Here is a 20178-nt window from a genome sequence, read left to right on the forward strand (position 1 = left end):
AATCGTGGAGAACCTGATTGCGCTGCTGGTGGCGGCGCCCCTGCTCGGAGCGGTGGTCCTGCTGTGCGGCGGACGCCGGCTGGATGCCGTCGGACACTGGATCGGCACGCTGCTCGCGGCCGTCTCCTTCGCGCTCGGCCTGGTGCTGTTCACCGACCTGCTGGGCAAGGGCGCCGATGAACGCACCCTCACGCAGCACCTGTTCAGCTGGATCCCGGTGGAGGGTTTCCAGGCCGACGTCGCCTTCCAGCTCGACCAGCTGTCGATGACGTTCGTCCTGCTGATCACCGGCGTCGGCTCGCTGATCCACCTGTACTCCATCGGGTACATGGAGCACGACGAGCGGCGCCGCCGCTTCTTCGGCTATCTCAACCTGTTCCTCGCGGCGATGCTGATCCTGGTCCTCGCCGACAACTACCTGCTGCTGTACGTCGGCTGGGAGGGCGTCGGTCTCGCCTCCTACCTGCTGATCGGCTTCTGGCAGCACAAGCCCAGCGCCGCCACGGCCGCGAAGAAGGCCTTCCTGGTCAACCGCGTCGGCGACATGGGTCTGTCCATCGCGATCATGCTGATGTTCCTGTGGTTCGGCACCTTCGCCTTCGGGCCGGTGCTCGGCGGCCACGGGGAGGCCGGACTCGCCGGAGCCGCCGGGGAGGACAAGCTCACCGCGATCGCGCTGATGCTGCTGCTCGCCGCCTGCGGCAAGTCCGCCCAGGTGCCACTGCAGTCCTGGCTCGGGGACGCGATGGAGGGCCCGACCCCGGTCTCGGCCCTGATCCACGCCGCGACCATGGTGACGGCGGGCGTCTACCTGATCGTCCGTTCGGGGGCCGTCTTCAACGGCGCTCCCGACGCACAACTGGTCGTCACCATCGTCGGCGCGGTCACCCTGCTGTTCGGTGCGATCGTCGGTTGCGCGAAGGACGACATCAAGAAGGCACTCGCCGGCTCGACCATGTCGCAGATCGGCTACATGGTCCTCGCCGCCGGCCTCGGCCCCATCGGCTACGTCTTCGCGATCATGCACCTGGTGACGCACGGCTTCTTCAAGGCCGGCCTGTTCCTCGGTGCGGGTTCGGTGATGCACGGCATGAACGACGAGGTCGACATGCGCCGCTACGGCGGTCTGCGCAGGTACATGCCGGTCACGTTCGTCACCTTCGGCCTCGGCTATCTGGCGATCATCGGCTTCCCGGGACTGTCCGGCTTCTTCTCCAAGGACATGATCATCGAGGCGGCGTTCGCCAAGGGCGGCACCGAGGGCTGGATCCTCGGCGCCTGCGCCCTGCTGGGCGCGGCCATCACCGCGTACTACATGACGCGCGTGATGCTGATGACGTTCTTCGGCGAGGAGCGCTGGCGCAACGCGCCGACGCCGTCCCCGGCCGCCCCGGACGTGGAGCCGGCCGCCGAGACGCGCGGCGAGTACACCCCGCCGCACCCGCACGAGTCGCCGAAGAGCATGACGATCCCGATGATCGTGCTCGCCTTCGGGTCGGTCTTCGCCGGCGGCTTCTTCAGCATCGGTGACCGCTTCGTGCACTGGCTGGAGCCCGTTACCGGGCACGACCACGGGCATGCGCCGATCAGCGCCATGACGGTGACCGCCGCGACGGTCGCGGTGATGGTCATCGGCGTGGCGGTCGCCTGGGCCCAGTACGGGCGCCGTCCGGTGCCGGCCGTCGCCCCGCGCGGGTCGCTGCTCACCCGGGCCGCCCGTCGCGACCTGCTCCAGGACGACTTCAACCACGTGGTGCTGGTCCGCGGCGGTGAGCACCTCACCCGCTCGCTGGTGTACGTCGACCACACCCTGGTCGACGGGGTCGTCAACGGAACGGCGGCCTCCATGGGCGGCCTGTCCGGGCGGATGCGCAAGCTGCAGAGCGGCTTCGTGCGGTCCTACGCGGTCTCCATGTTCGGCGGCGCGGCGGTCCTCGCCGCCGCGACCCTGCTGATGAGGGCGGTCTGATACCGATGTCCTTTCCTCTGCTGACAGCGACGGCGGTGCTCCCGGCCATCGGGGCGATCGCCACGGCCGCCGTACCGGCTGCGAAGCGCACGGTCGCCAAATGGCTGGCCCTGCTGTTCTCGCTCGCCACGCTCGTCCTGGCGATCGTCGTCCTGGTGCGGTTCGAGCCGGGCGGCGACCGCTACCAGTTCACCGAGTCCCACGCCTGGATCGCGGACTTCGGCGTCCGGTACGAGCTGGGTGTGGACGGCATCGCGGTGGCGCTGATCGCGCTGACCGCCCTGCTGATCCCGTTCATCGTCCTCGCGGGCTGGCACGACGCCGACCCGCTGGAGACGGGGAACAAGAGGTGGCGGCCGACGCAGGGCTTCTTCGCCCTGATCCTGGCCGTCGAGGCGATGGTGATCCTCTCCTTCGAGGCCACCGACGTCTTCCTCTTCTACATCTTCTTCGAAGCCATGCTGATCCCGCTGTACTTCCTCATCGGCGGCTTCGGGGACCGTGCCCATGAGCACGGTGAGGAGAAGGGGGCGACGCAACGGTCCTACGCGGCCGTGAAGTTCCTGCTCTACAACCTGGCCGGCGGTCTGATCATGCTGGCCGCGGTGATCGGGCTGTACGTGGTCGCCGGGAACTTCTCGCTCACCGAGATCGCCGAAGCGCGGGCCAACGGCTCGCTGGAGATGTCGACCAGCACCGAGCGCTGGCTGTTCCTCGGCTTCTTCTTCGCCTTCGCCGTGAAGGCGCCGCTGTGGCCGCTGCACACCTGGCTGCCCAACGCCATGCAGGAATCCACCGCGCCGGTGGCCGTGCTGATCACGGCGGTCGTCGACAAGGTGGGCACCTTCGCGATGCTCCGCTTCTGCCTCGGGCTGTTCCCGGAGGCGAGCAAGTGGGCGACGCCGGTCGTCCTCGTACTGGCAGTCATCAGCATCATCTACGGCGCGCTGCTCGCGGTGGGGCAGCGCGACATCAAGCGGCTGATCGCGTACGCGTCGATCTCGCACTTCGGCTTCATCGTCATGGGTATCTTCGCGATGACGAGCCAGGGCCAGTCCGGCGCGACGCTGTACATGGTCAACCACGGCATCTCGACGGCCGTGCTGATGCTGATCGCCGGATTCCTGATCTCGCGGCGCGGTTCGCGGCTCATCGCCGACTACGGCGGTGTGCAGAAGGTCGCCCCGGTGCTCGCCGGCACGTTCCTGATCGGCGGGCTCGCGACCCTGTCGCTGCCGGGGCTCGCGCCCTTCGTCAGTGAGTTCCTGGTCCTGGTCGGCACGTTCACGCGCTATCCGGTGATCGGGATCATCGCCACCCTCGGCATCGTCCTCGCCGCGCTCTACACCCTCGTCCTCTACCAGCGGACGATGACCGGCCCGGTGAAGCCCGAGGTGGCGGCGATGCCCGACCTGCGGGTGCGGGAGATCGCCGTGGTCGCGCCGCTGGTCGTGCTGCTGATCTTCCTGGGCGTCTATCCGAAGCCCGTGACGGACGTCGTGAACCCGGCGGTGAAGCAGACCATGTCCGACCTTGAGAAGAAGGACCCCCAGCCCGAGGTGGAGGCGGCCAAGTGAGCGCAACAGCAGCCGTCCACAGCCTGTGGACAACGGCGGCAACCGCGGCCGATCCGATCTCGAAGATCGACGCGCCGAAGATCGAATACGGACAGCTCGCCCCTACCCTGATCGTCGTCGGCGCGGCGGTCGTCGGGATCATGGTCGAGGCGTTCGTCCCCCGAAAGGCCCGCTACTACGCACAGATGTTCGTCTCGGTGGTGGCGCTCACCGCGGCGTTCGCCGCGGTCGTGGCCCTCGCCGCGAACGGCTATGCCACGACCAAGGCGGGCATCGCGGCGATGGGCGCCATCGCCGTCGACGGACCGGCCCTGTTCCTGCAGGGCACCATCCTGCTGACGGCCCTGGTCGGCCTGTTCACCTTCGCCGAGCGCCGGCTCGACCCGGAAGCGCACGGCAACCGCGTCGACTCCTTCGCCGCGCAGGCGGCGGCCGTACCGGGCAGCGAGGGCGAGAAGAAGGCGGTCAAGGCCGGGTTCACCACCACCGAGGTGTTCCCGCTGCTGCTCTTCGCGGTCGCCGGCATGCTGGTCTTCCCGGCGGCCAACGACCTGCTGACGCTGTTCGTGGCGCTGGAGGTCCTCTCGCTCCCGCTGTACCTGATGTGCGCGCTGGCCCGCCGCAAGCGGCTGATGTCGCAGGAGGCGGCGGTCAAGTACTTCCTGCTCGGCGCGTTCGCCTCCGCGTTCATGCTGTTCGGCATCGCGCTGCTGTACGGCTACGCGGGCTCGATGTCGTACGCGACCATCGCGCAGGTCGTCGAGGGCACCGTCCCGGAGATCACCCCGGCACTCGCCGCCACCATGGGCAACGACGCGCTGCTGCTGATCGGCGCCGCGCTGGTGGTCATGGGCCTGCTGTTCAAGGTCGGCGCCGTGCCCTTCCACATGTGGACGCCCGATGTGTACCAGGGCGCCCCGACGCCGGTGACGGGCTTCATGGCGGCGGCGACCAAGGTGGCGGCGTTCGGCGCTCTGCTGCGGATCCTGTACGTCGTGCTGCCCGGCCTGCGCTGGGACTGGCGGCCGGTCATGTGGGCCGTCGCCATCGTCACCATGGTGGTCGGGGCGATCGTCGCGATCACCCAGACCGACATCAAGCGGCTGCTGGCGTACTCGGCGATCTCGCACGCGGGCTTCATCCTCGCGGGTGTCATCGCGGCCACGCCGTCGGGTATCTCGTCCGTCCTCTTCTATCTGGCGGCGTACTCGTTCGTGACGGTCGGTGCGTTCGCGGTGGTCACGCTGGTACGGGACGCCGGCGGTGAGGCGACGCACCTGTCCAAGTGGGCGGGGCTCGGCCGTCGCTCCCCACTGGTGGCGGCGGTGTTCGCGGTGTTCCTGCTGGCCTTCGCCGGCATCCCGCTGACCTCCGGATTCACCGGGAAGTTCGCCGTGTTCAAGGCGGCGGCGGAGGGCGGAGCCGTCCCGCTGGTCGTGGTCGGTGTGATCGCGTCGGCCATCGCGGCGTTCTTCTACATCCGCGTCATCGTCCTGATGTTCTTCAGCGAGCCGCGCCCCGAGGGTCCGACCGTCGCGGTGCCGTCACCGCTGACGATGGCGGCGATCGGGGTCGGCGTGGCGGTCACGGTGGTGCTCGGTGTGGCACCGCAGTACTTCCTCGAGCTGGCCGCGGACGCGGGAGTGTTCGTGCGCTGACAGCGCGCCCGGCGGACGACGGAGCGGCCCGGTACCCCGTGGGTGGGGGTGCCGGGCCGCTGCCGTTGCGGGTGGGCCTGTGGACAACTCCGGGGCTGTCGGTGCGGGCGCCTATCGTGGACGCAGTGGTCGAGGGACGACGTACGGGGGACGGGACGATGCAGGGGACGGGCGGTGTCGCCGAGATGGCAGTGACGGATGGTGAGGCGCAGGCGGCGCTGCACCGGGTGTTCGGGTATGAGGCATTCCGCGGCGAGCAGGAAGCGGTCGTCGAGCATGTGATCGCGGGCGGCGACGCCGTTGTCCTCATGCCCACCGGCGGCGGAAAGTCGTTGTGCTACCAGATTCCGGCCCTGGTCAGGCCAGGTACGGGAGTCGTCGTCTCCCCCCTGATCGCCCTGATGCAGGACCAGGTGGACGCGCTCCGGGCGCTGGGCGTACGCGCGGGGTTCATGAACTCCACGCAGGACTTCGACGAGCGGCGGACCGTCGAGGCCGAGTTCCTTGCCGGCGAGCTGGACCTGCTGTACCTCGCGCCGGAGCGGCTGCGGCTGGACAGCAGCCTGGATCTGCTCTCGCGCGGCAAGATCTCCGTCTTCGCCATCGACGAGGCGCACTGCGTGTCCCAGTGGGGACACGACTTCCGGCCGGACTACCTCAGCCTGTCCCTGCTGGGCGAGCGGTGGCCGGAGGTGCCCCGGCTCGCGCTCACGGCGACCGCCACGGACGCCACGCACCGGGAGATCACCGACCGGCTGAGGATGCCGGAGGCCCGCCACTTCGTGGCCAGCTTCGACCGGCCCAACATCCAGTACCGGATCGTGCCCAAGGCCGACCCCCGGAAGCAGCTGCTGAACTTCCTGCGCGAGGAGCACGCAGGGGACGCGGGCATCGTGTACTGCCTCTCGCGCAACTCCGTGGACAAGACGGCGGAGTTCCTCTCGCGCAACGGCATCGAGGCGGTGCCGTACCACGCGGGCCTCGACGCCGGGACGCGAGCCGCGCATCAGGCACGCTTCCTGCGGGAGGAGGGGCTGGTCGTGGTGGCGACCATCGCCTTCGGCATGGGCATCGACAAGCCGGACGTCAGATTCGTCGCCCACCTCGACCTGCCCAAGTCGGTCGAGGGCTACTACCAGGAGACGGGGCGTGCGGGGCGTGACGGACTGCCGTCCACGGCCTGGATGGCGTACGGACTGAACGACGTCATACAGCAGCGCAAACTGATCCAGTCCGGGGAGGGCGACGAGGCGTTCCGGCGGCGGGCGAATCAGCATCTGGACGCGATGCTGGCGCTGTGCGAGACCGTACGGTGCCGGCGTGGGCAACTGCTCGCCTACTTCGGTCAGGACCCCGACCCGGCAGGCTGCGGCAACTGCGACACCTGCCTCGTCCCGCCGGAGACCTGGGACGGGACGGTCGCGGCGCAGAAGGTGCTGTCGACGGTGGTGCGGTTGCAGCGGGAGCGCGGGCAGAAGTTCGGCGCGGTGCAGATCGTGGACATCCTGCTGGGGCGGCGCACCGCCAAGGTCATCCAGTTCGACCACGATCAGCTGTCGGTGTTCGGCATCGGTGAGGAGCTGAGCGAGGCCGAATGGCGGGGCGTCGTCCGGCAGCTGCTCGCCCAGGGACTGCTCGCGGTCGAGGGGGAGTACGGCACGCTGGTGTTGACCGAGGCGAGTGGGACGGTGCTGCGGAGGGAACGGGAGGTACCGCTGCGCAAGGAGCCGAAGAAGCCGGTCACCTCGCGGTCGGCTCAGGGGCGGGGGGAGCGCAAGGCCAAGGCCGCCGCTGTCGAGCTGCCCGAAGAGCTGCGGCCCGCGTTCGAGGCGCTGCGTTCCTGGCGTGCCGAGCAGGCCCGCGAGCTGGGCGTCCCGGCGTACGTCATCTTCCACGACGCCACACTCCGGGAGATCGCCACCGTGTGGCCCACGTCGGTGGGCGAGCTCGGGGGGATCAGCGGGGTGGGGGAGAAGAAGCTGGCGACGCACGGGGAGGGTGTGGTGGCGGTGCTGGCCGGGTTGACGGCGCCGGGGGACGCCGGTGTCGGTGCCGGGTCCGAGGACCCCGGTAGCCCGGACGACTGGCCCGAGGAGGAGCCGGAGCCCGACTGGACGTAGGGGGCCGCGTGGTGGGGCTGCGCGGGGGTTTTGCGCAGCCCGGCATCCACGGGGTGCCGGTGCGCCCGCCCCCCCCATGGCCCTTGAGGCGCTGGGGGAGGCGCGACTGCCCGCCATGACCTCATGGCAGTGCGGTCAGGCCCGGGGCGAACGTGATCAGCAGCGGGACCAGCGGTACCAGCGCCGCCGCGGCGGTCGCCAGGGCCCGGTGGCGGCGGCCGAGGCGGGGCGGGGGCTCCAGGAGGCGGTCGACGCGCTCTCCCAGCAGGCGGTGGCTGGAGGCGCAGGACAGTACGCCGCGGTGCCGGTTGAGCTCGATCAGCGCCAGGGCGGTGGTCAGATGGCCGCAGTGGCGGGAGGCCGTGTCGTCGGCCGACAGCTCGACCAGACGGTGGGTCTGGTCGCAGAAGTGGGCGAACAGCGGGATCCGCGGGAAACCGGTGGCCAGGGCAGTGGAGAGGTGCAGCAGCCAGTCGTGGCGGGCGCGGGCGTGGCCGCGCTCGTGGGTGAGGACGGCGTCGAGCTGGTGGTCGGTGAGGCGCCGCAGGGCGCCGGTGGTGACGATCAGCCGGGGCGGACTGCCGGGCATCCACCAGGCGTCGGGGTACGCGTCCTCCAGCACCAGCAGGGGACCGCGGGCGGCCGGGAGACCGGCGGGCAGGTCGGGGGCGCGCTCCCGCAGATGCTCCCGGGACCGGGCACGACGGCGGCGGGTCTCGACCAGCTCGCGTCCGAGTACGGCCGCTGTCCAGGCCGCCCCGCAGACGAGCAGCACGGTGAGGACGACCGTCCAGGGCGAGGCGGCGGACAGGTCGTAGGCCGCGGTCACGGCGGGCGGTGCCGGGGCGAAGAGCTGGGCGCGGACGGTGCCGAAGACGGCGGCCGCGCTCAGCGCGAGAGCCGTCAGACAGCACAGCAGAACGGTGGCGACCAGGCACTGCCACACCCACAGCCCGACCACCGGCTCCCGCTCCGGCCATGTCGCGCGGGTCAGAGCCCGGGGGACGGGCACGGCGGCCGTCACGGCGACCACGCTCAGCAGCAGCAGGCAGAGGGTCATGCCACGGGCTCCGGGTCCTGTCGGAAGGGGCGGCTCGGGGGCGTGCGGGTCGTGCCGGGGTGCCGGGTGAGAAGGGTCGTGCGGGCGCGGAACGCACACACCGCCCGACGCCGATTATGACGGCGAAGGGCGGTGCGGGTCAGGGGTCGTCGGAGATCGGACAGGGCCCAAGGGGTCAGAGAGCGGGGACCACCCGTCCCGTGACCTCGCCGAGGCCCACGCGCACACCGTCCGGGCCCGGTGCCCAGGCGGCCAGCGTCACCACGTCGCCGTCCTCGAGGAAGGTCCGCTTGCCGTCGGGGAGTTCGAGGGGGTCGCGGCCGTTCCAGGTCAGTTCCAGCAGCGAGCCGCGTTCCCGCTCGGTGGGTCCGCTCACCGTGCCGGAGCCGTACAGGTCGCCGGTGCGCAGGGAGGCGCCGTTGACAGTCATGTGGGCGAGCTGCTGGGCGGCCGTCCAGTACATGGTGGAGAAGGGAGGTTCGGAGACGACATGGCCGTTGACGGTGACGGTGATGCGCAGGTCGTAGCCACCGGGTTCCTCGTCGCTGTCGTCCAGGTACGGCAGCAGTGCGTGGGTGCGCTCCGGCGGCGCCACGCGGGCCTCCTCCAAGGCGTCCAGCGGGGTGATCCAGGCCGACACCGACGTGGTGAAGGACTTGCCGAGGAACGGGCCGAGGGGAACGTACTCCCAGGCCTGGACGTCGCGGGCGGACCAGTCGTTGAGGAGGCAGAGGCCGAAGACGTGGTCGCGGTAGTCGCCGAGCGGCACCGGCCGGCCCAGCTCGGACGGCACACCGACCACGAAGCCGACCTCGGCCTCGATGTCCAGCCGGACGGACGGTCCGAAGACGGGGGCGGCGTCGGTGGGCGCCTTGCGCTGGCCGGAGGGGCGTACGACGTCGGTGCCGGACACCACGACGGTGCCGGAGCGGCCGTGGTAGCCGATCGGCAGGTGCTTCCAGTTGGGGGTCAGGGAGTCGGCGGCGTCGGGGCGGAACATCCGGCCGACGTTTCGGGCGTGGTTCTCGGAGGCGTAGAAGTCGACGTAGTCCGCGACCTCGAAGGGGAGGTGCAGGGTCACCTCGGACAACGGATGGAACAGGGGCTCGACGGTCTCCCGGTGTGCCGGGACGGTCACCCAGGCCGTGAGCGCCCGCCGCACGTCCGACCAGGCCGTACGGCCCGCCGCCAGCAGCGGGTTCAGGGTCGGGCGGGCGAGCAGGGTCGCGTAGGGGGAGCCCAGGGCGTGCGCCGCCGCGCCGGCGTCGAGGACATGGTCGCCGAGCCGGACGCCGACGGTCCGCTCCGACGAGCCGGGGGGCGAGAACACGCCGTACGGCAGGTTGTGCGGGCCGAAGGGGTCGCCCTCGGGGACATCGAAGGGGGGCATCGGGTGCTGCCTCGCTTTCGTGTGCGCAGGTGCGCCACGTGTCCGTGGCCGTGCCACACGTTACGGGGGCTGTGGCGTTCTTGGGCAGAGCGGGAGCGGTGGTGCGGCGGCGGAGAGGAAGCGTGGGCGGGCAGCGCGGGGGCGCAAGGGCGACATGCACGGCTTCCACTCGCGTACCGGAAGTTATCCACAGGACGGGACGCAATCTTGACGGAGCGGTGCGAACGGGGCGACTCTGGGCGGGTGCCGGAAGGCCTCGGGGAGGGGGCGTTCCGATGGCACGCAGGGGGGCGGATGGCCATGGGGGAGGCCGGCCCGCGCTCGGCGCGCTCGGGGTCGCGGCCGAAACGGCTGGAAGAGACCATGCGCGGCCGGCTCGGCCGGGAATGTGTGTACGTGCCGTCATGCAGGTTCGGGCTGTACGTGGCGCTGCGCCACTGGTGCCCGCCGGGTGGCCGGGTGCTGATGTCGCCGGTCAACGACGACGTCATCTTCTTCGTGGTGCTGGCGGCCGGACTGCGTCCGGTGCAGGCGCCGTTGAACCCGCTCGACGCGTCCATCGACATCGGTGCCGTGCCCGAGGAGACGTGGGGCTCGCTCTCCGCCGTACTCACCACGAACCTGTACGGCAATCCGGATCCGGCACCGCAACTGAGGGCACGCTGCGACGCGCTGGGCATTCCGTTGTTCGAGGACGCGGCGCACGCGATCGGCAGCGAGGTGGGCGGGCGGCCGGTCGGGGCATGGGGTGAGGCCTCCGTCTTCAGTCTTTCCAAGCATGCCGCCGCCCAGGCGGGCGGCATCCTGTCCCTCGCCGACCCGGATCTGGGGGAGGCGGTGCGCAGCACCTGCGACGGACTGCTCACCCCACGCCGTACGGCATCCGAACTCGTCTATGCCGTACGGCCGTACGCCGAGGCGGCCGTACGAGGGCTGGGACTGCGGCGGGCCGCCTGGGCCGCGATGGGGCTGCTGGGGCTGACGGAGCGCGAAGGGATCAGGATGCCGCTGCGTCCGGACGCACTGGCCCGGGCCGTCGGCGCGGGCCCGGACCTGACCGCGTTCGACCCCTGGGCCCGCGTCGACATGCACACCTACCGCCTGGAGTCCGGCCCGCTGCGGCTGCGGCGGATCCGGCGCAGCCTCGGACGGCTGGACAAGGTGCTGGAGGCGTCCCGGGACGGCACGGAGCTGCTGCTGTCGACGCGGTGGGCCCGGCCGCGTGCGGGACGTGAGGCGCAACCGCTGTTCCGGGTACCGCTGTTCGTGGCCGACCGGGACGCGGCGATCGCGGCGCTGGCGCGGCGCGGGATGGTCGTCGGCTACCTCTACGACCCGCCTCTCGACGACTACGCGGGGGAGACCTTCACGGACCCGTCGCCCGCGCCCGGGGCGGCCCGCTGGTTCGCGCGGCATGCGCTGCCGGTGGATCCGCTGCGGGCACAGGAGGCCGTCGACGTGCTGGAGCGGTCCGGCGCGCGGCCGGCCGAACCGCCGGAGGACCCGGCCCGGGCAGGGACGACGGCCGGCGGGCTGGGGCCGTCCCGTGACTGACGTCCAGGTGCACGCGCCGGCCGCGAAGCGCGCCGGAGGGCGGCCGCCGCCCGCCGGGAACCGGTCCGGCTCCGACTCCCTGTTCAAGAACGCCTACTTCCTGATGCTCAGCACGGGCGTGTCGGCCGTTCTCGGACTGGGCTTCTGGCTCGTCGCCGCCCGCTACTACTCCGAGGACGCCGTCGGGCAGGGCTCCGCCGCGATCGCCGCGATGCGGCTGCTCGCCGGCATCACGGCGACCACCATGATCGGCGCCGTGGTCCGCTTCGTACCGCGCGCGGGCCGTGCGACCGCACGCCTGGTGTGGGGCGTGTACGGGGCGAGTTCGGTGGTCGTCGCCCTGGCCGCGGGCGTCTTCCTGCTCACGCTCGAACAGTGGGGCGCCTCCTACGAACCTCTGGGGACACCGCTGGCCGGGGCACTGTTCGTCGCGGCGTGCGTGGCGTGGGCGCTGCTCACGCTGCAGGACGGCGTGCTCACCGGGCTGCGCAAGGCCGAGTGGGTGCCGGTCGGCAACGCGATGTTCTCCGTCGGGAAACTGGTCCTGCTGGCCGCCTTCGCGACCGGGCTCCCCGTGCTGGGGATCTTCGTGTCCTGGGCCGTGGCCATCGCGTTCTCCACACTGCCGCTCGGCTGGCTGATCTTCCGCCGGCTCATTCCGCGCCAGGCCGCCGAGGACCGGGACGTGCAGCCGCCCGGTCTGCGGAGCATGGGCCGCTTCCTGGCCGGCGACTCGCTCGGCGCGCTGTTCAGCCTGGCGATGATCAATCTGCTGCCCGTGATGGTCGCGGTCCGCTTCAGCGCCGCGGAGAACGGCTACTTCTACGTGGCGTACACCGTCGGCGGCACGATGGAGTTCATGGCCATCAACATGGCCTCGTCGCTCACCGCCCATGCCTCGCACGATCCGCGTCAGCTCGCCGCCGGGGTGCGCGGGGCACTGCGCCGCATGACGCTGCTGCTGGTGCCGGTGGTCCTGGTGCTGGTCGTCTTCGCGCCCCAGATCCTCATGCCGTTCAGCCCGGACTACGCCGAGCACGGCTCGGCCGTGTTGCGGCTGCTCGCCCTCGGGGCGCTGCCCCGGGTGGTTGTGGAGCTGTACATCGGGGTGCTGCGGGTGCAGGGGCGCACCGCTGTGCTCGCCGCGCTCCAGGGGGCGATGTGCGTGCTGGTGCTGGGCAGCGCGGCCGCACTGTTCACCCCGGCGGGGATCGCGGGGGCCGGGTGGGCGGTGCTGACCGGCATGACGCTGATCGCGGTCGTCTCGGTGGTCGGGCTGCGTGCGGCGCTGCGCGACAGGGCCGGCGGGCCCGTGGACCGGCCCGCCGCCGCTCCGGACTACGGCACGCGCTGGGCCCGGCTGAACGCCACCGCCGAGTACGGCACGGGCTGGGCCCGCCGCGCCGCGTACGACGGCGAGGTCGCCGAGAAGGCCGGCGAGGACACGGTCACGTTGTTCATCGGCCGTCCCGGGTACGAACGGGAGGCCCTGCAGGCGGACACGCCGGCGTTCATCGTGCGGCCGCACGGTCCGGAGGCGGGACCGGCTTGCGGGGACGGAGCCGGGAGATCGAAGCGCACCGGACCGGCGGAGGCGGGCGGCCGAGACACCGGTGCCGGGCCGGCCGACCGGAAGGCGGAGCGCGAGGACCCGCACGAGCGGGACGACGGCGACGACCCTGCGACGGGGACTCCGGAACCAGAACCGGCGGACGATCCACACGACCGTGATACGCCCGGTGACCGTGACGAGCCGCGTGACCGGGTGGGCCCCGGTGACCGTGACGAGTCCCGTGACCGGGTGGGCCCCGGTGACCGTGACGAGCCGCGTGACCGGGTGGGCCCCGGTGACCGTGACGAGTCCCGTGACCGGGATGATGCGGGTGACCGTGATGAGCCCGGTCACCGTGACGCGTCCCGCGACCCGGACGACCCCCACGGCCGTGATGAGCCGCACGAGTGGGTCGACGTCCGCCGCCGCCGGGACGAGCCTCGCGACAACGGATATGACAACCGGCTGAGCGGCATCCTCTGGGCGCTGGTCGGGCTCTCCACCCTCGTCTTCTGGGTGTCCCTGCGGGAACTGCCCTGGTTCGGCGGAACCCACGGCGACGAGCTCACCGGGCGTCGGTTGCTGGAAGGGCTGCCGCTCACGGCACTCGCGGCCGGCGGAACGCTGATCCTGGTCTTCGTCGCCTCGGTGACGTGGTGCACGCGCCCCGAGCCCTGGCTCTCCGGCACGGCGCTGGGGTCGGCCCTGGCCGCCCTGCATGCCGCGCCGGTCGCCCTCGGCCGGGAACCGCAGATGGTGGGCGGGGCCTTGTACTCGCAGACGGCCGGTTTCCTCGCGGAGACGCTGGGCCTCGACGGGCCCGGTCCGCTGCTGCGCTGGGCGCCACTCGTCTGCCAGTTGCTGTGCCTCGTACCCCTGTCGCCGCTGCTCGCGACCGCGGGCGGACGACTGTCGTGGCCTGGGCGCTGGGGGGTCCTCTACCTCGTCGCGGTGGGCGGCTGGGTGTGGCGGGACGCCCTCGCGCCGGTCACGCCGCTGCTGCTCGCCCTGCTCGTCGTCCTCCACCTGGTCGTCGTACTCCTGCCGCTCCTCCCGCTCCGCCGTGTCCCGCCGGCGCCGGCGCCGCTCCGCCGCAGACGACCGAACGGCCGATCCAAGGACTGATCACTCTTCAGAGCCGAACTGCCAGGGGGGAACCACCGTGCGTCCGCCAACCACTCCACGAGAGAGATCCGCGCCAGAACCGGCGTCGCAGAACACATCGGCGCCGGACACCCCCGAGGATGCCGCGGCGGAACACCCGTCCGCGTCGCAGGCGCCGTCCTCGTCGGAGTCGTCCAGTCCCGCCCACGAGCCCGTGACGGATCTTTCCGATCTCCCGCCCGTGTGGTCGGGCCGGCGTGGCCCCGCCACGGCCTGGCCCGCCGTACCGCTGCTCGCCGCACTCGCCCTGTGGGTGTACGCGGTACGGCACACCGATGTGTCACGGCTGGACGACTTCGGTCTCGTGACAGCGCTCCATCCGGGCTTCTGGGCGGGCCTGGTCGTGCTCACCGCCGGTTTCTGGTTCACGGTCCGCGATCCGCGACGGCCGGGCGGCTGGGCGGCTGCGTATGTGTGCGGGCTGCTGGTGATGGAGCGGGCCACCCAGGCCGTGGTCTACCCGACCCCGCTGTACGCCTGGGCGTGGAAGCACGACGGTGTCGTCGACCACTTGCTGACGGCCGGCGGACTGCAGACCGCCGACCAGGTCGGCGACATGGCCGTGTACGACCAGTGGCCCGGCTTCTTCGCCGCCCAGGCGGCGCTGGTGCGGCTGCTGGGCGTCGAGTCGACAGCCATGTACATGGCCTGGTGGCCACTGGTGTCCAGTCTGATGCTGCTGCTCCCGCTGCTGCTGATCTACCGCACCTTCACCGAGGACCGGCGGCTGATCTGGACCGGCGTCTGGCTTTTCTGTGTCGCCAACTGGGTGGGCCAGGACTACTTCTCCCCCCAGTCCGTGGCCTTCGCGCTGCACCTCGGTGTGCTGGCCGTCGTCCTGCGCCGGTACGGCCGGTCCGGCGGGGCGCGCGGGAGGCAGAGGCAGGCGGTCTGGACGGTCGTGCTCAGCGTGCTGGTGGTGACGATCGTCATCTCGCACCAGCTCACGCCGGGCATGCTCGTCGTCTCGCTGCTCGCGTTGTGCCTGGTCCGCCGCTACCGCGACGGGGTCCCGCTGGTCACCGCGGTCGTGATCTTCCTGGCCTGGTGCCTGACGGCCGCGCTGCCGTTCCTGTCCGCCGCGCTGCCCGACATGATCCGTTCGGTGGGTGACGTCGGCGGCAATGTCGCCACCGGATACGGATCCACCCCCACCGGTACCGGGGCGGTGGCGACCTCCTGGGCGGCCCGGCTGCTGTCGGGCATGGTGCTGCTGCTGGCGGTGATCGGCATCCGGCGGCAGCGGGTGCTGCGGCACCGGGCGATGCCGCTGTTGCTGATCGCGGCGGCCCCGCTCCCGATGCTCGTGGCGAGCAGCTACGGCAGCGAAATGATCTTCAGGGTACTGATGTTCATGCTCCCCGGCGCCGCCTTCTTCGCCGCCGCCGCTCTGCTCCCGAGGGTGCGCACCCGCACCCTCGCCGCCGAGGCCGAAGCGGGCACCCGCACGGGACCTGGAGCCCGCACAGCCCGCACGGATGCGGCACCCCGTACAGAACCCGGAGGTCGCACCACGGCACCCGCGCCGGGCGCCTGGCGACGCGGCGTCGGCACTGGGGGACCGCTGCTCGTCCTCCTCGCCGGGACCCTGGCCTTCGTCCCGAGCTACTCGGGCAAGGACCGGATCAACTACTTCCCACCGGGGGAGGTGGCCCTGGTCCAGCAGCTCTTCGACGAGGCGCCCGAGGGCTCGATGGTCGTCGCCGCCAACCGCAACTATCCGCTCGCCTACGAGTCGTACGGGAGCATCGACCACTACTGGTTCCTCGAGGACGACCGGCGGCACGTCGACGAGATCGTGCGGAACCCGGCCGCCACCCTCGCCCGCGACATGGCCGGGGTGGACCTCCCGGGCCGGGCCTACTTCCTGCTCACCCAGGGGCAGTTCGCCAACTCCGAAATGAACGGGCAGCTCACCGAGGCCCAGCTGGACCGGATCAGGGAGTCCGTCGCAGAGTCGCCGCGGTTCCGGCCGGTCGCGGAGAACGGAGCGGGTGTGGTCTACGAACTGCGGCGCGAAGGGACGCCAGACACAGCAGACACAGCAGACACAGCAGATACAGCAGACATAGCAGACACGGAAGTCGCAGCAGACGCAGCAGACGCAGAAGGAGGAACGGAGCGATGACACCTCACGACCTCGTGCTGCGGATGCTCCCGCCGTTCGCCGGCTGGCTGGCCCTCGCCGCGCTCGCCCTGCCCGGCGGATCGCCCCTGCGCGGGGCGGCGGTCGCCGTGTTCCTCGCGGCCGGCCCCGGTGCGGCACTGGTCGGCGTGTGCGGGCCGGCGTTGCGCGCCGGGCCGGCACGGGGCCCCGCCGAGTCACTGGAGCCCGGCTTCGCCCGCCGCTCCGATCTGCTGGAACGGCTGATGCTGATCGTCCTCCTCAGCGTCGGCGCGGTGATGATCGTCGCGACGGTGCTGATCGCCACCCACGCCTTCAGCGCGCAGCGGGTGCTGCTCGCGTCCGTACTCCTGACCACGCTCGCCGCGTTCTGTCCGCGACTGCGCGCCTCACCGCCGGCACCGGGGACCGCGAAGACACGGAAGGGTTCCGCTCTGTGACGTTCATCCATCCCTTTCGCCGCGACAGCGGCCCGCGCACCGCCGACGGCCGGCGTCACGGGCCCCGGACGGCGCGCGAACCGACGCCGGGCCGGCAGCCGGTGTCGCGGCGCCGCAGACTGCTGCTCACCTCGGCCACGGTCGTCAGCGCGGTCCTCGTCGCCTCCGGGCCGTCCGGTTCCGGACCGGAACCCTCCGCGGGGGGAGGAGAATGCAGGCCCACCGAGCTGCTCGTACCGCCCTGCGGCGCGTGGTTCGGTGCCTTCGTGCCGCACGAGCGGGACAACCTGGAGGACAGGGTGAAGGCCTACGAGAAACGCGTGGGCCGCGCACTCGACATCGTGTACACGTACCACGACATGTCGCTGCCCGAAGGCAGTCGCAGGGAGGGGCAGTTGCTCAGCCCGGAGGAACAGCGCGTGGGCGAGGACCGCCTGCTGCTGCTGTCCTGGGAGAGCAAGTGGTGGGGCGGGACGAAGGCGCGGCAGCCGACGTGGAAGGAGATCGCGGCCGGTGAGCTGGACGAGACCGTGATCGACGTCCAGGCCCGACGGATCAAGGAGTACGGCGAGCGCACCGGCAAGAAGGTGTTCCTCTCCTTCGACCTGGAGATGGACACCCGGACACCGGAGAACGGCACACCGGCCGAGTACGTGAAGGCCTACCGGCACATCCACGACCGGTTCGGGAGACTCGGCGTCGACAACGTGGTGTGGACCTGGGTCATCACCGGCTACCTGAACCACGCCGACCTGTTCGAGCGGATGTACCCGGGGGACGGGTACGTCGACTGGATCGGCTACAACCAGTACAACTACTACCGCTGTCACACAACGGACTGGCTCACCTTCGCCCAGACCCAGACGGCTACTCACGCGTGGATACGTGACAACATCTCCGACGACAAGCCGCTGATGCTGTCCGAGTTCGGTACGGCGGTCGACTCGGCCCGCCCCGAGCGGCAGGCCGAGTGGTACGCGCAGGTGCCGCGGGTGCTGAAGAATTTGAAGGGGGTCAAGGCCGCCCTCCAGTGGAACCACCGGGACCCCGGACCCCACTGCAACCTCGCCCTGGCCAACGACGCGGCGTGGGAGAGCCTGCGCGAGGCGGTGGCGGACCCGTATCTGAACCAGCCGCCGATGTGATCCGCCCGGCCGCCCAGCCACCGCCGAGCCACCGCCGAGCCACCGTCCAACCACCGTCCAACCACTGCCCAACCACTGCCCAGCCACCGCTCAGCCGGCGAACTCCGGCCCGCGGAGCATCGCCCGGCCACGCCGGTACCAGCGCCAGGCGAGGGTCTTCGGGCCGTCCCGGTACGGGGCGATCCGCGCTCCGGCGCCCGCCAGCCACGCCTCGACATCGGTGACGGTGTGGCCGCGGCGGACGATCAGGCGGGCAATGCGGTAGCGCTCGTCCCGGTCCGAGCTGAGCGCGTGCCGCACGGCGGTCGCCGTCTCGTAGCCGGCCCGGGCGGCCGCCGCGCGCACCCTCGGGCTGTTGTAGCCGTGCGGGTAGGCGAGATGGGGGACGGCGTGGCCGAGGGTGTCCTCCAGCGCCGCCTTGGAGTCCAGCAGTTCGGCGCGCAGCTGCCGCGCGGTCAGCGTGTCGAGCTGGGCATGGGTGACCGTGTGGCTGCCGATCTCCATGCCGGCCTCTTCCAGCCGCTTCGCCTCGTCCAGGGTCATCATGGGGGCGGGCGGCAGCAGACTGCGGCCGCCCGGGGCGATGGCGCCGGTGGTGAGATATGCGGTGGCGGGCAGCCCGCGCCCGGCCAGCACCTCGGCGGTCGGGCCCGGCAGGTCGGCGAAGCCGTCGTCGAAGGTGAGCAGCACCGGCCGGGGCGGCAGCGGCGCCCGCCCGGAGAGACGACCGGCGAACGTGCTGATGGTGACGGGTGTGCGGCCACTGTCCACGACGGCGTCGAGATGGGCCGCGAACTCCTTCGGTGTGACGGTGAACTCGGCGATCCACTCCGGTGGATCGTCCATCACGGCGTGATAGAGGAACACGGGGACCGCCGGAGCCGCCGTCATCCGCGCCTGGTTCATCGCGTTCCCCTTCCTGCACCGCCGGCCGACGCCCGCCGGGCCCGCAGATAGCCGAGTGGTCCCAGGACCATTCCCTTGCGCTGCAGCCGCGACAGCCGGCGTGGCCATGGATGGGTCCGGCTGTCGTGGGCGCCCGGCGCCCCGACGTCACCGCCGGTGTCGCGTACGGCGGTCAGCGTCCGGGCGTGCGCGAGACCGCGGGGCAGCCGGGCGAGGAACGCGGGCAGCAGCGCGGGGCGGTTGACCAGGATCGCGGTGAGACAGGCGGTGAGGCCGGCGCCGTACCCGTACGCCTGGGTCTCCAGATCCGCCCAGGTCTCCCGGTGGTGGTGCCACACCAGCGCGTACGGTGTGTAGTGCAGCCGGTACCCCTGGGCGAGGACGCGCACGAAGCCGTACAGGTCGTCGCCGCCCCGGGCGGGTGTCCCGGCACCGGTGGCCGGGTCGAAGCCGCCGACGGCACGCAGCACTTCCGCACGGAAGGCCATGTTCGCGCCGGAGCCGAAGCGGCCGGCGGCGAAGGGGAACAGCGGCTCGTCGCGGGGCGGGTCATGGGGGTCGTACGTCGTCGGCGTGAAGCCCTTCGCGAAGCCGCCGTGGCTCTCCAGCAGGACCTGCGCCGGGGTGCGCAGCCGCGCGGGAAGGATCAGACCGGTGGCGCAGCCGAGCCGCGGGTCGGCCGTGAACGGTGCGGTCAGTTCGCCGAGCCAGCGGGGATCGGCGACCACGTCGTCGTCGGTGAACGCGATCACCTCGCCCCGGGCCGCCGCCAGCCCCGTGTTGTGCGCGACGGCGAGTCCGGGGACCGGCTCACACACGTACCGCACCCGCTCGCCGTACGTGCGCTCCACCAGCTCCCGCGTCTCGCCGGTCACGGGCGCGTTGTCGACGACGACCACCTCGAACCGCGGATGCTCCTGTGCGAGCAGCGAGTCGAGCGCCTGGGCGAGCTGCCCGGCCCGCTCCCGGGTGGCCACGACGACCGAGACGTACGGCGGCTCGTCGGCGTCCCCCGTGGCGTCGGAGGCCCGTGCCCGCCCCGCCACGGCAATCCGTTGGCCGACCCCCGTGACCGGACTCCGCCCGTTGTCACCGGCCGCCCGCGTCGCGGCGGACGGCGGCCCGGAGACCGCTCCCGCGGTCGTTTCCCGCGCCGCTCCCGCGGGGCTCTCCCGCGCCGCTCCCGCGGGGCCCTCCCCTGCCGCTCCTTCGAACCCCGCCCGCAACGCCCCGCCGAACCTCTCCCGTGCCGCCTCCGTCAGTGCCGCCCGTGGGTCTGCCCCCTCCGGTACCCGCGCCAGCAGCGTGCCCACCGGGCGCCCGGCCCATCTGACCAGCAGGAACACCTCGCCATGGGTCACCGGCGGGCCCCCGGGGCCGGGTCTGAGCCCCGCCTCGTCGTCGCCCGGTCCCAGGTCCATCTCGGCGACCTGCACCGCACCGACGGCCAGGAACCGCCGTATTTCCTCCTGCGTACGCGCTCGTGTCCTGCCGGACATACGTCCTCCCTCCCCCTCC

At 71.7% G+C, this 20178-nt stretch carries 13 protein-coding genes; 9 read left to right on the forward strand and 4 right to left on the reverse strand.

What is annotated here, in order from left to right:
* Positions 1 to 4: 4 nt before the first annotated feature.
* From nuoL to recQ, 4 genes are all read left to right on the forward strand, one after another.
* Positions 5 to 1969, forward strand: coding sequence for an NADH-quinone oxidoreductase subunit L (gene nuoL / locus ACZ5C2_RS26885; RefSeq protein WP_468795986.1), 1965 nt, complete (start codon positions 5 to 7; stop codon positions 1967 to 1969).
* Between the two features lie 5 nt (positions 1970 to 1974).
* Positions 1975 to 3546, forward strand: a complete 1572-nt coding sequence (locus ACZ5C2_RS26890; RefSeq protein ID WP_468795989.1) for an NADH-quinone oxidoreductase subunit M — start codon at positions 1975 to 1977, stop codon at positions 3544 to 3546.
* Positions 3543 to 5204: an NADH-quinone oxidoreductase subunit NuoN gene (gene nuoN / locus ACZ5C2_RS26895; RefSeq protein ID WP_468795992.1), complete on the forward strand. Its 1662-nt coding sequence runs from the start codon at positions 3543 to 3545 to the stop codon at positions 5202 to 5204. Before ACZ5C2_RS26890 ends, nuoN begins: the two co-directional genes overlap by 4 nt.
* A 158-nt stretch (positions 5205 to 5362) precedes the next feature.
* The gene (gene recQ / locus ACZ5C2_RS26900; protein ID WP_468796617.1) at positions 5363 to 7324 is read left to right on the forward strand and encodes a DNA helicase RecQ; all 1962 of its coding nucleotides are present in this window, start codon (positions 5363 to 5365) and stop codon (positions 7322 to 7324) included.
* A 121-nt stretch (positions 7325 to 7445) separates the two neighbouring features.
* Here the strand turns inward: recQ and ACZ5C2_RS26905 are convergent, their stop codons facing one another.
* Positions 7446 to 8384, reverse strand: a complete 939-nt coding sequence (locus tag ACZ5C2_RS26905) for a M56 family metallopeptidase (protein ID WP_468795995.1) — start codon at positions 8382 to 8384, stop codon at positions 7446 to 7448.
* 175 nt (positions 8385 to 8559) lie between these two features.
* Positions 8560 to 9774 (reverse strand): fumarylacetoacetase, encoded by a 1215-nt coding sequence (gene fahA, locus ACZ5C2_RS26910; RefSeq protein WP_468795997.1) that lies wholly within the window; start codon positions 9772 to 9774, stop codon positions 8560 to 8562.
* A gap of 294 nt (positions 9775 to 10068) precedes the next feature.
* Between fahA and ACZ5C2_RS26915 the strand changes: the two genes are divergently transcribed.
* The 5 genes from ACZ5C2_RS26915 (at position 10069) to ACZ5C2_RS26935 (ending at position 17754) form a co-directional block, all read left to right on the forward strand.
* The gene (locus tag ACZ5C2_RS26915) at positions 10069 to 11328 is read left to right on the forward strand and encodes a DegT/DnrJ/EryC1/StrS family aminotransferase (protein WP_468796000.1); all 1260 of its coding nucleotides are present in this window, start codon (positions 10069 to 10071) and stop codon (positions 11326 to 11328) included.
* Entirely contained in the window at positions 11321 to 14005 is a 2685-nt protein-coding gene (locus tag ACZ5C2_RS26920) for a lipopolysaccharide biosynthesis protein (protein WP_468796003.1), read from the forward strand. Before ACZ5C2_RS26915 ends, ACZ5C2_RS26920 begins: the two co-directional genes overlap by 8 nt.
* A 193-nt stretch (positions 14006 to 14198) precedes the next feature.
* Positions 14199 to 16172 carry a glycosyltransferase gene (locus tag ACZ5C2_RS26925; protein ID WP_468796006.1) on the forward strand — a complete coding sequence of 658 codons (1974 nt, stop codon included), beginning with the start codon at positions 14199 to 14201 and terminating at the stop codon, positions 16170 to 16172.
* Positions 16169 to 16609, forward strand: a complete 441-nt coding sequence (locus tag ACZ5C2_RS26930; protein WP_468796009.1) for a hypothetical protein — start codon at positions 16169 to 16171, stop codon at positions 16607 to 16609. Before ACZ5C2_RS26925 ends, ACZ5C2_RS26930 begins: the two co-directional genes overlap by 4 nt.
* Entirely contained in the window at positions 16606 to 17754 is a 1149-nt protein-coding gene (locus ACZ5C2_RS26935) for a glycoside hydrolase family 26 protein (protein WP_468796012.1), read from the forward strand. The genes ACZ5C2_RS26930 and ACZ5C2_RS26935 overlap by 4 nt, the downstream gene beginning before the upstream one ends.
* A gap of 90 nt (positions 17755 to 17844) precedes the next feature.
* Here the strand turns inward: ACZ5C2_RS26935 and ACZ5C2_RS26940 are convergent, their stop codons facing one another.
* The gene (locus tag ACZ5C2_RS26940) at positions 17845 to 18660 is read right to left on the reverse strand and encodes a polysaccharide deacetylase family protein (protein ID WP_468796015.1); all 816 of its coding nucleotides are present in this window, start codon (positions 18658 to 18660) and stop codon (positions 17845 to 17847) included.
* Positions 18657 to 20159 carry a glycosyltransferase family 2 protein gene (locus tag ACZ5C2_RS26945; protein WP_468796018.1) on the reverse strand — a complete coding sequence of 501 codons (1503 nt, stop codon included), beginning with the start codon at positions 20157 to 20159 and terminating at the stop codon, positions 18657 to 18659. The genes ACZ5C2_RS26940 and ACZ5C2_RS26945 overlap by 4 nt, the downstream gene beginning before the upstream one ends.
* Between the last annotated feature and the right edge of the window lie 19 nt (positions 20160 to 20178).

Source organism: Streptomyces sp. NPDC031365, assembly GCF_055569765.1.

Coding starts and splice junctions, on each gene's coding strand:
- ACZ5C2_RS26890 (WP_468795989.1), top strand. CDS start 1,975: ATGTCCTTTCCTCTGCTGACAGCGACGGCGGTGCTCCCGGCCATCGGG.
- ACZ5C2_RS26945 (WP_468796018.1), bottom strand. CDS start 20,159: ATGTCCGGCAGGACACGAGCGCGTACGCAGGAGGAAATACGGCGGTTC.
- recQ (WP_468796617.1), top strand. CDS start 5,363: ATGCAGGGGACGGGCGGTGTCGCCGAGATGGCAGTGACGGATGGTGAG.
- ACZ5C2_RS26915 (WP_468796000.1), top strand. CDS start 10,069: ATGGCCATGGGGGAGGCCGGCCCGCGCTCGGCGCGCTCGGGGTCGCGG.
- ACZ5C2_RS26930 (WP_468796009.1), top strand. CDS start 16,169: ATGACACCTCACGACCTCGTGCTGCGGATGCTCCCGCCGTTCGCCGGC.
- ACZ5C2_RS26905 (WP_468795995.1), bottom strand. CDS start 8,384: ATGACCCTCTGCCTGCTGCTGCTGAGCGTGGTCGCCGTGACGGCCGCC.
- fahA (WP_468795997.1), bottom strand. CDS start 9,774: ATGCCCCCCTTCGATGTCCCCGAGGGCGACCCCTTCGGCCCGCACAAC.
- ACZ5C2_RS26940 (WP_468796015.1), bottom strand. CDS start 18,660: ATGAACCAGGCGCGGATGACGGCGGCTCCGGCGGTCCCCGTGTTCCTC.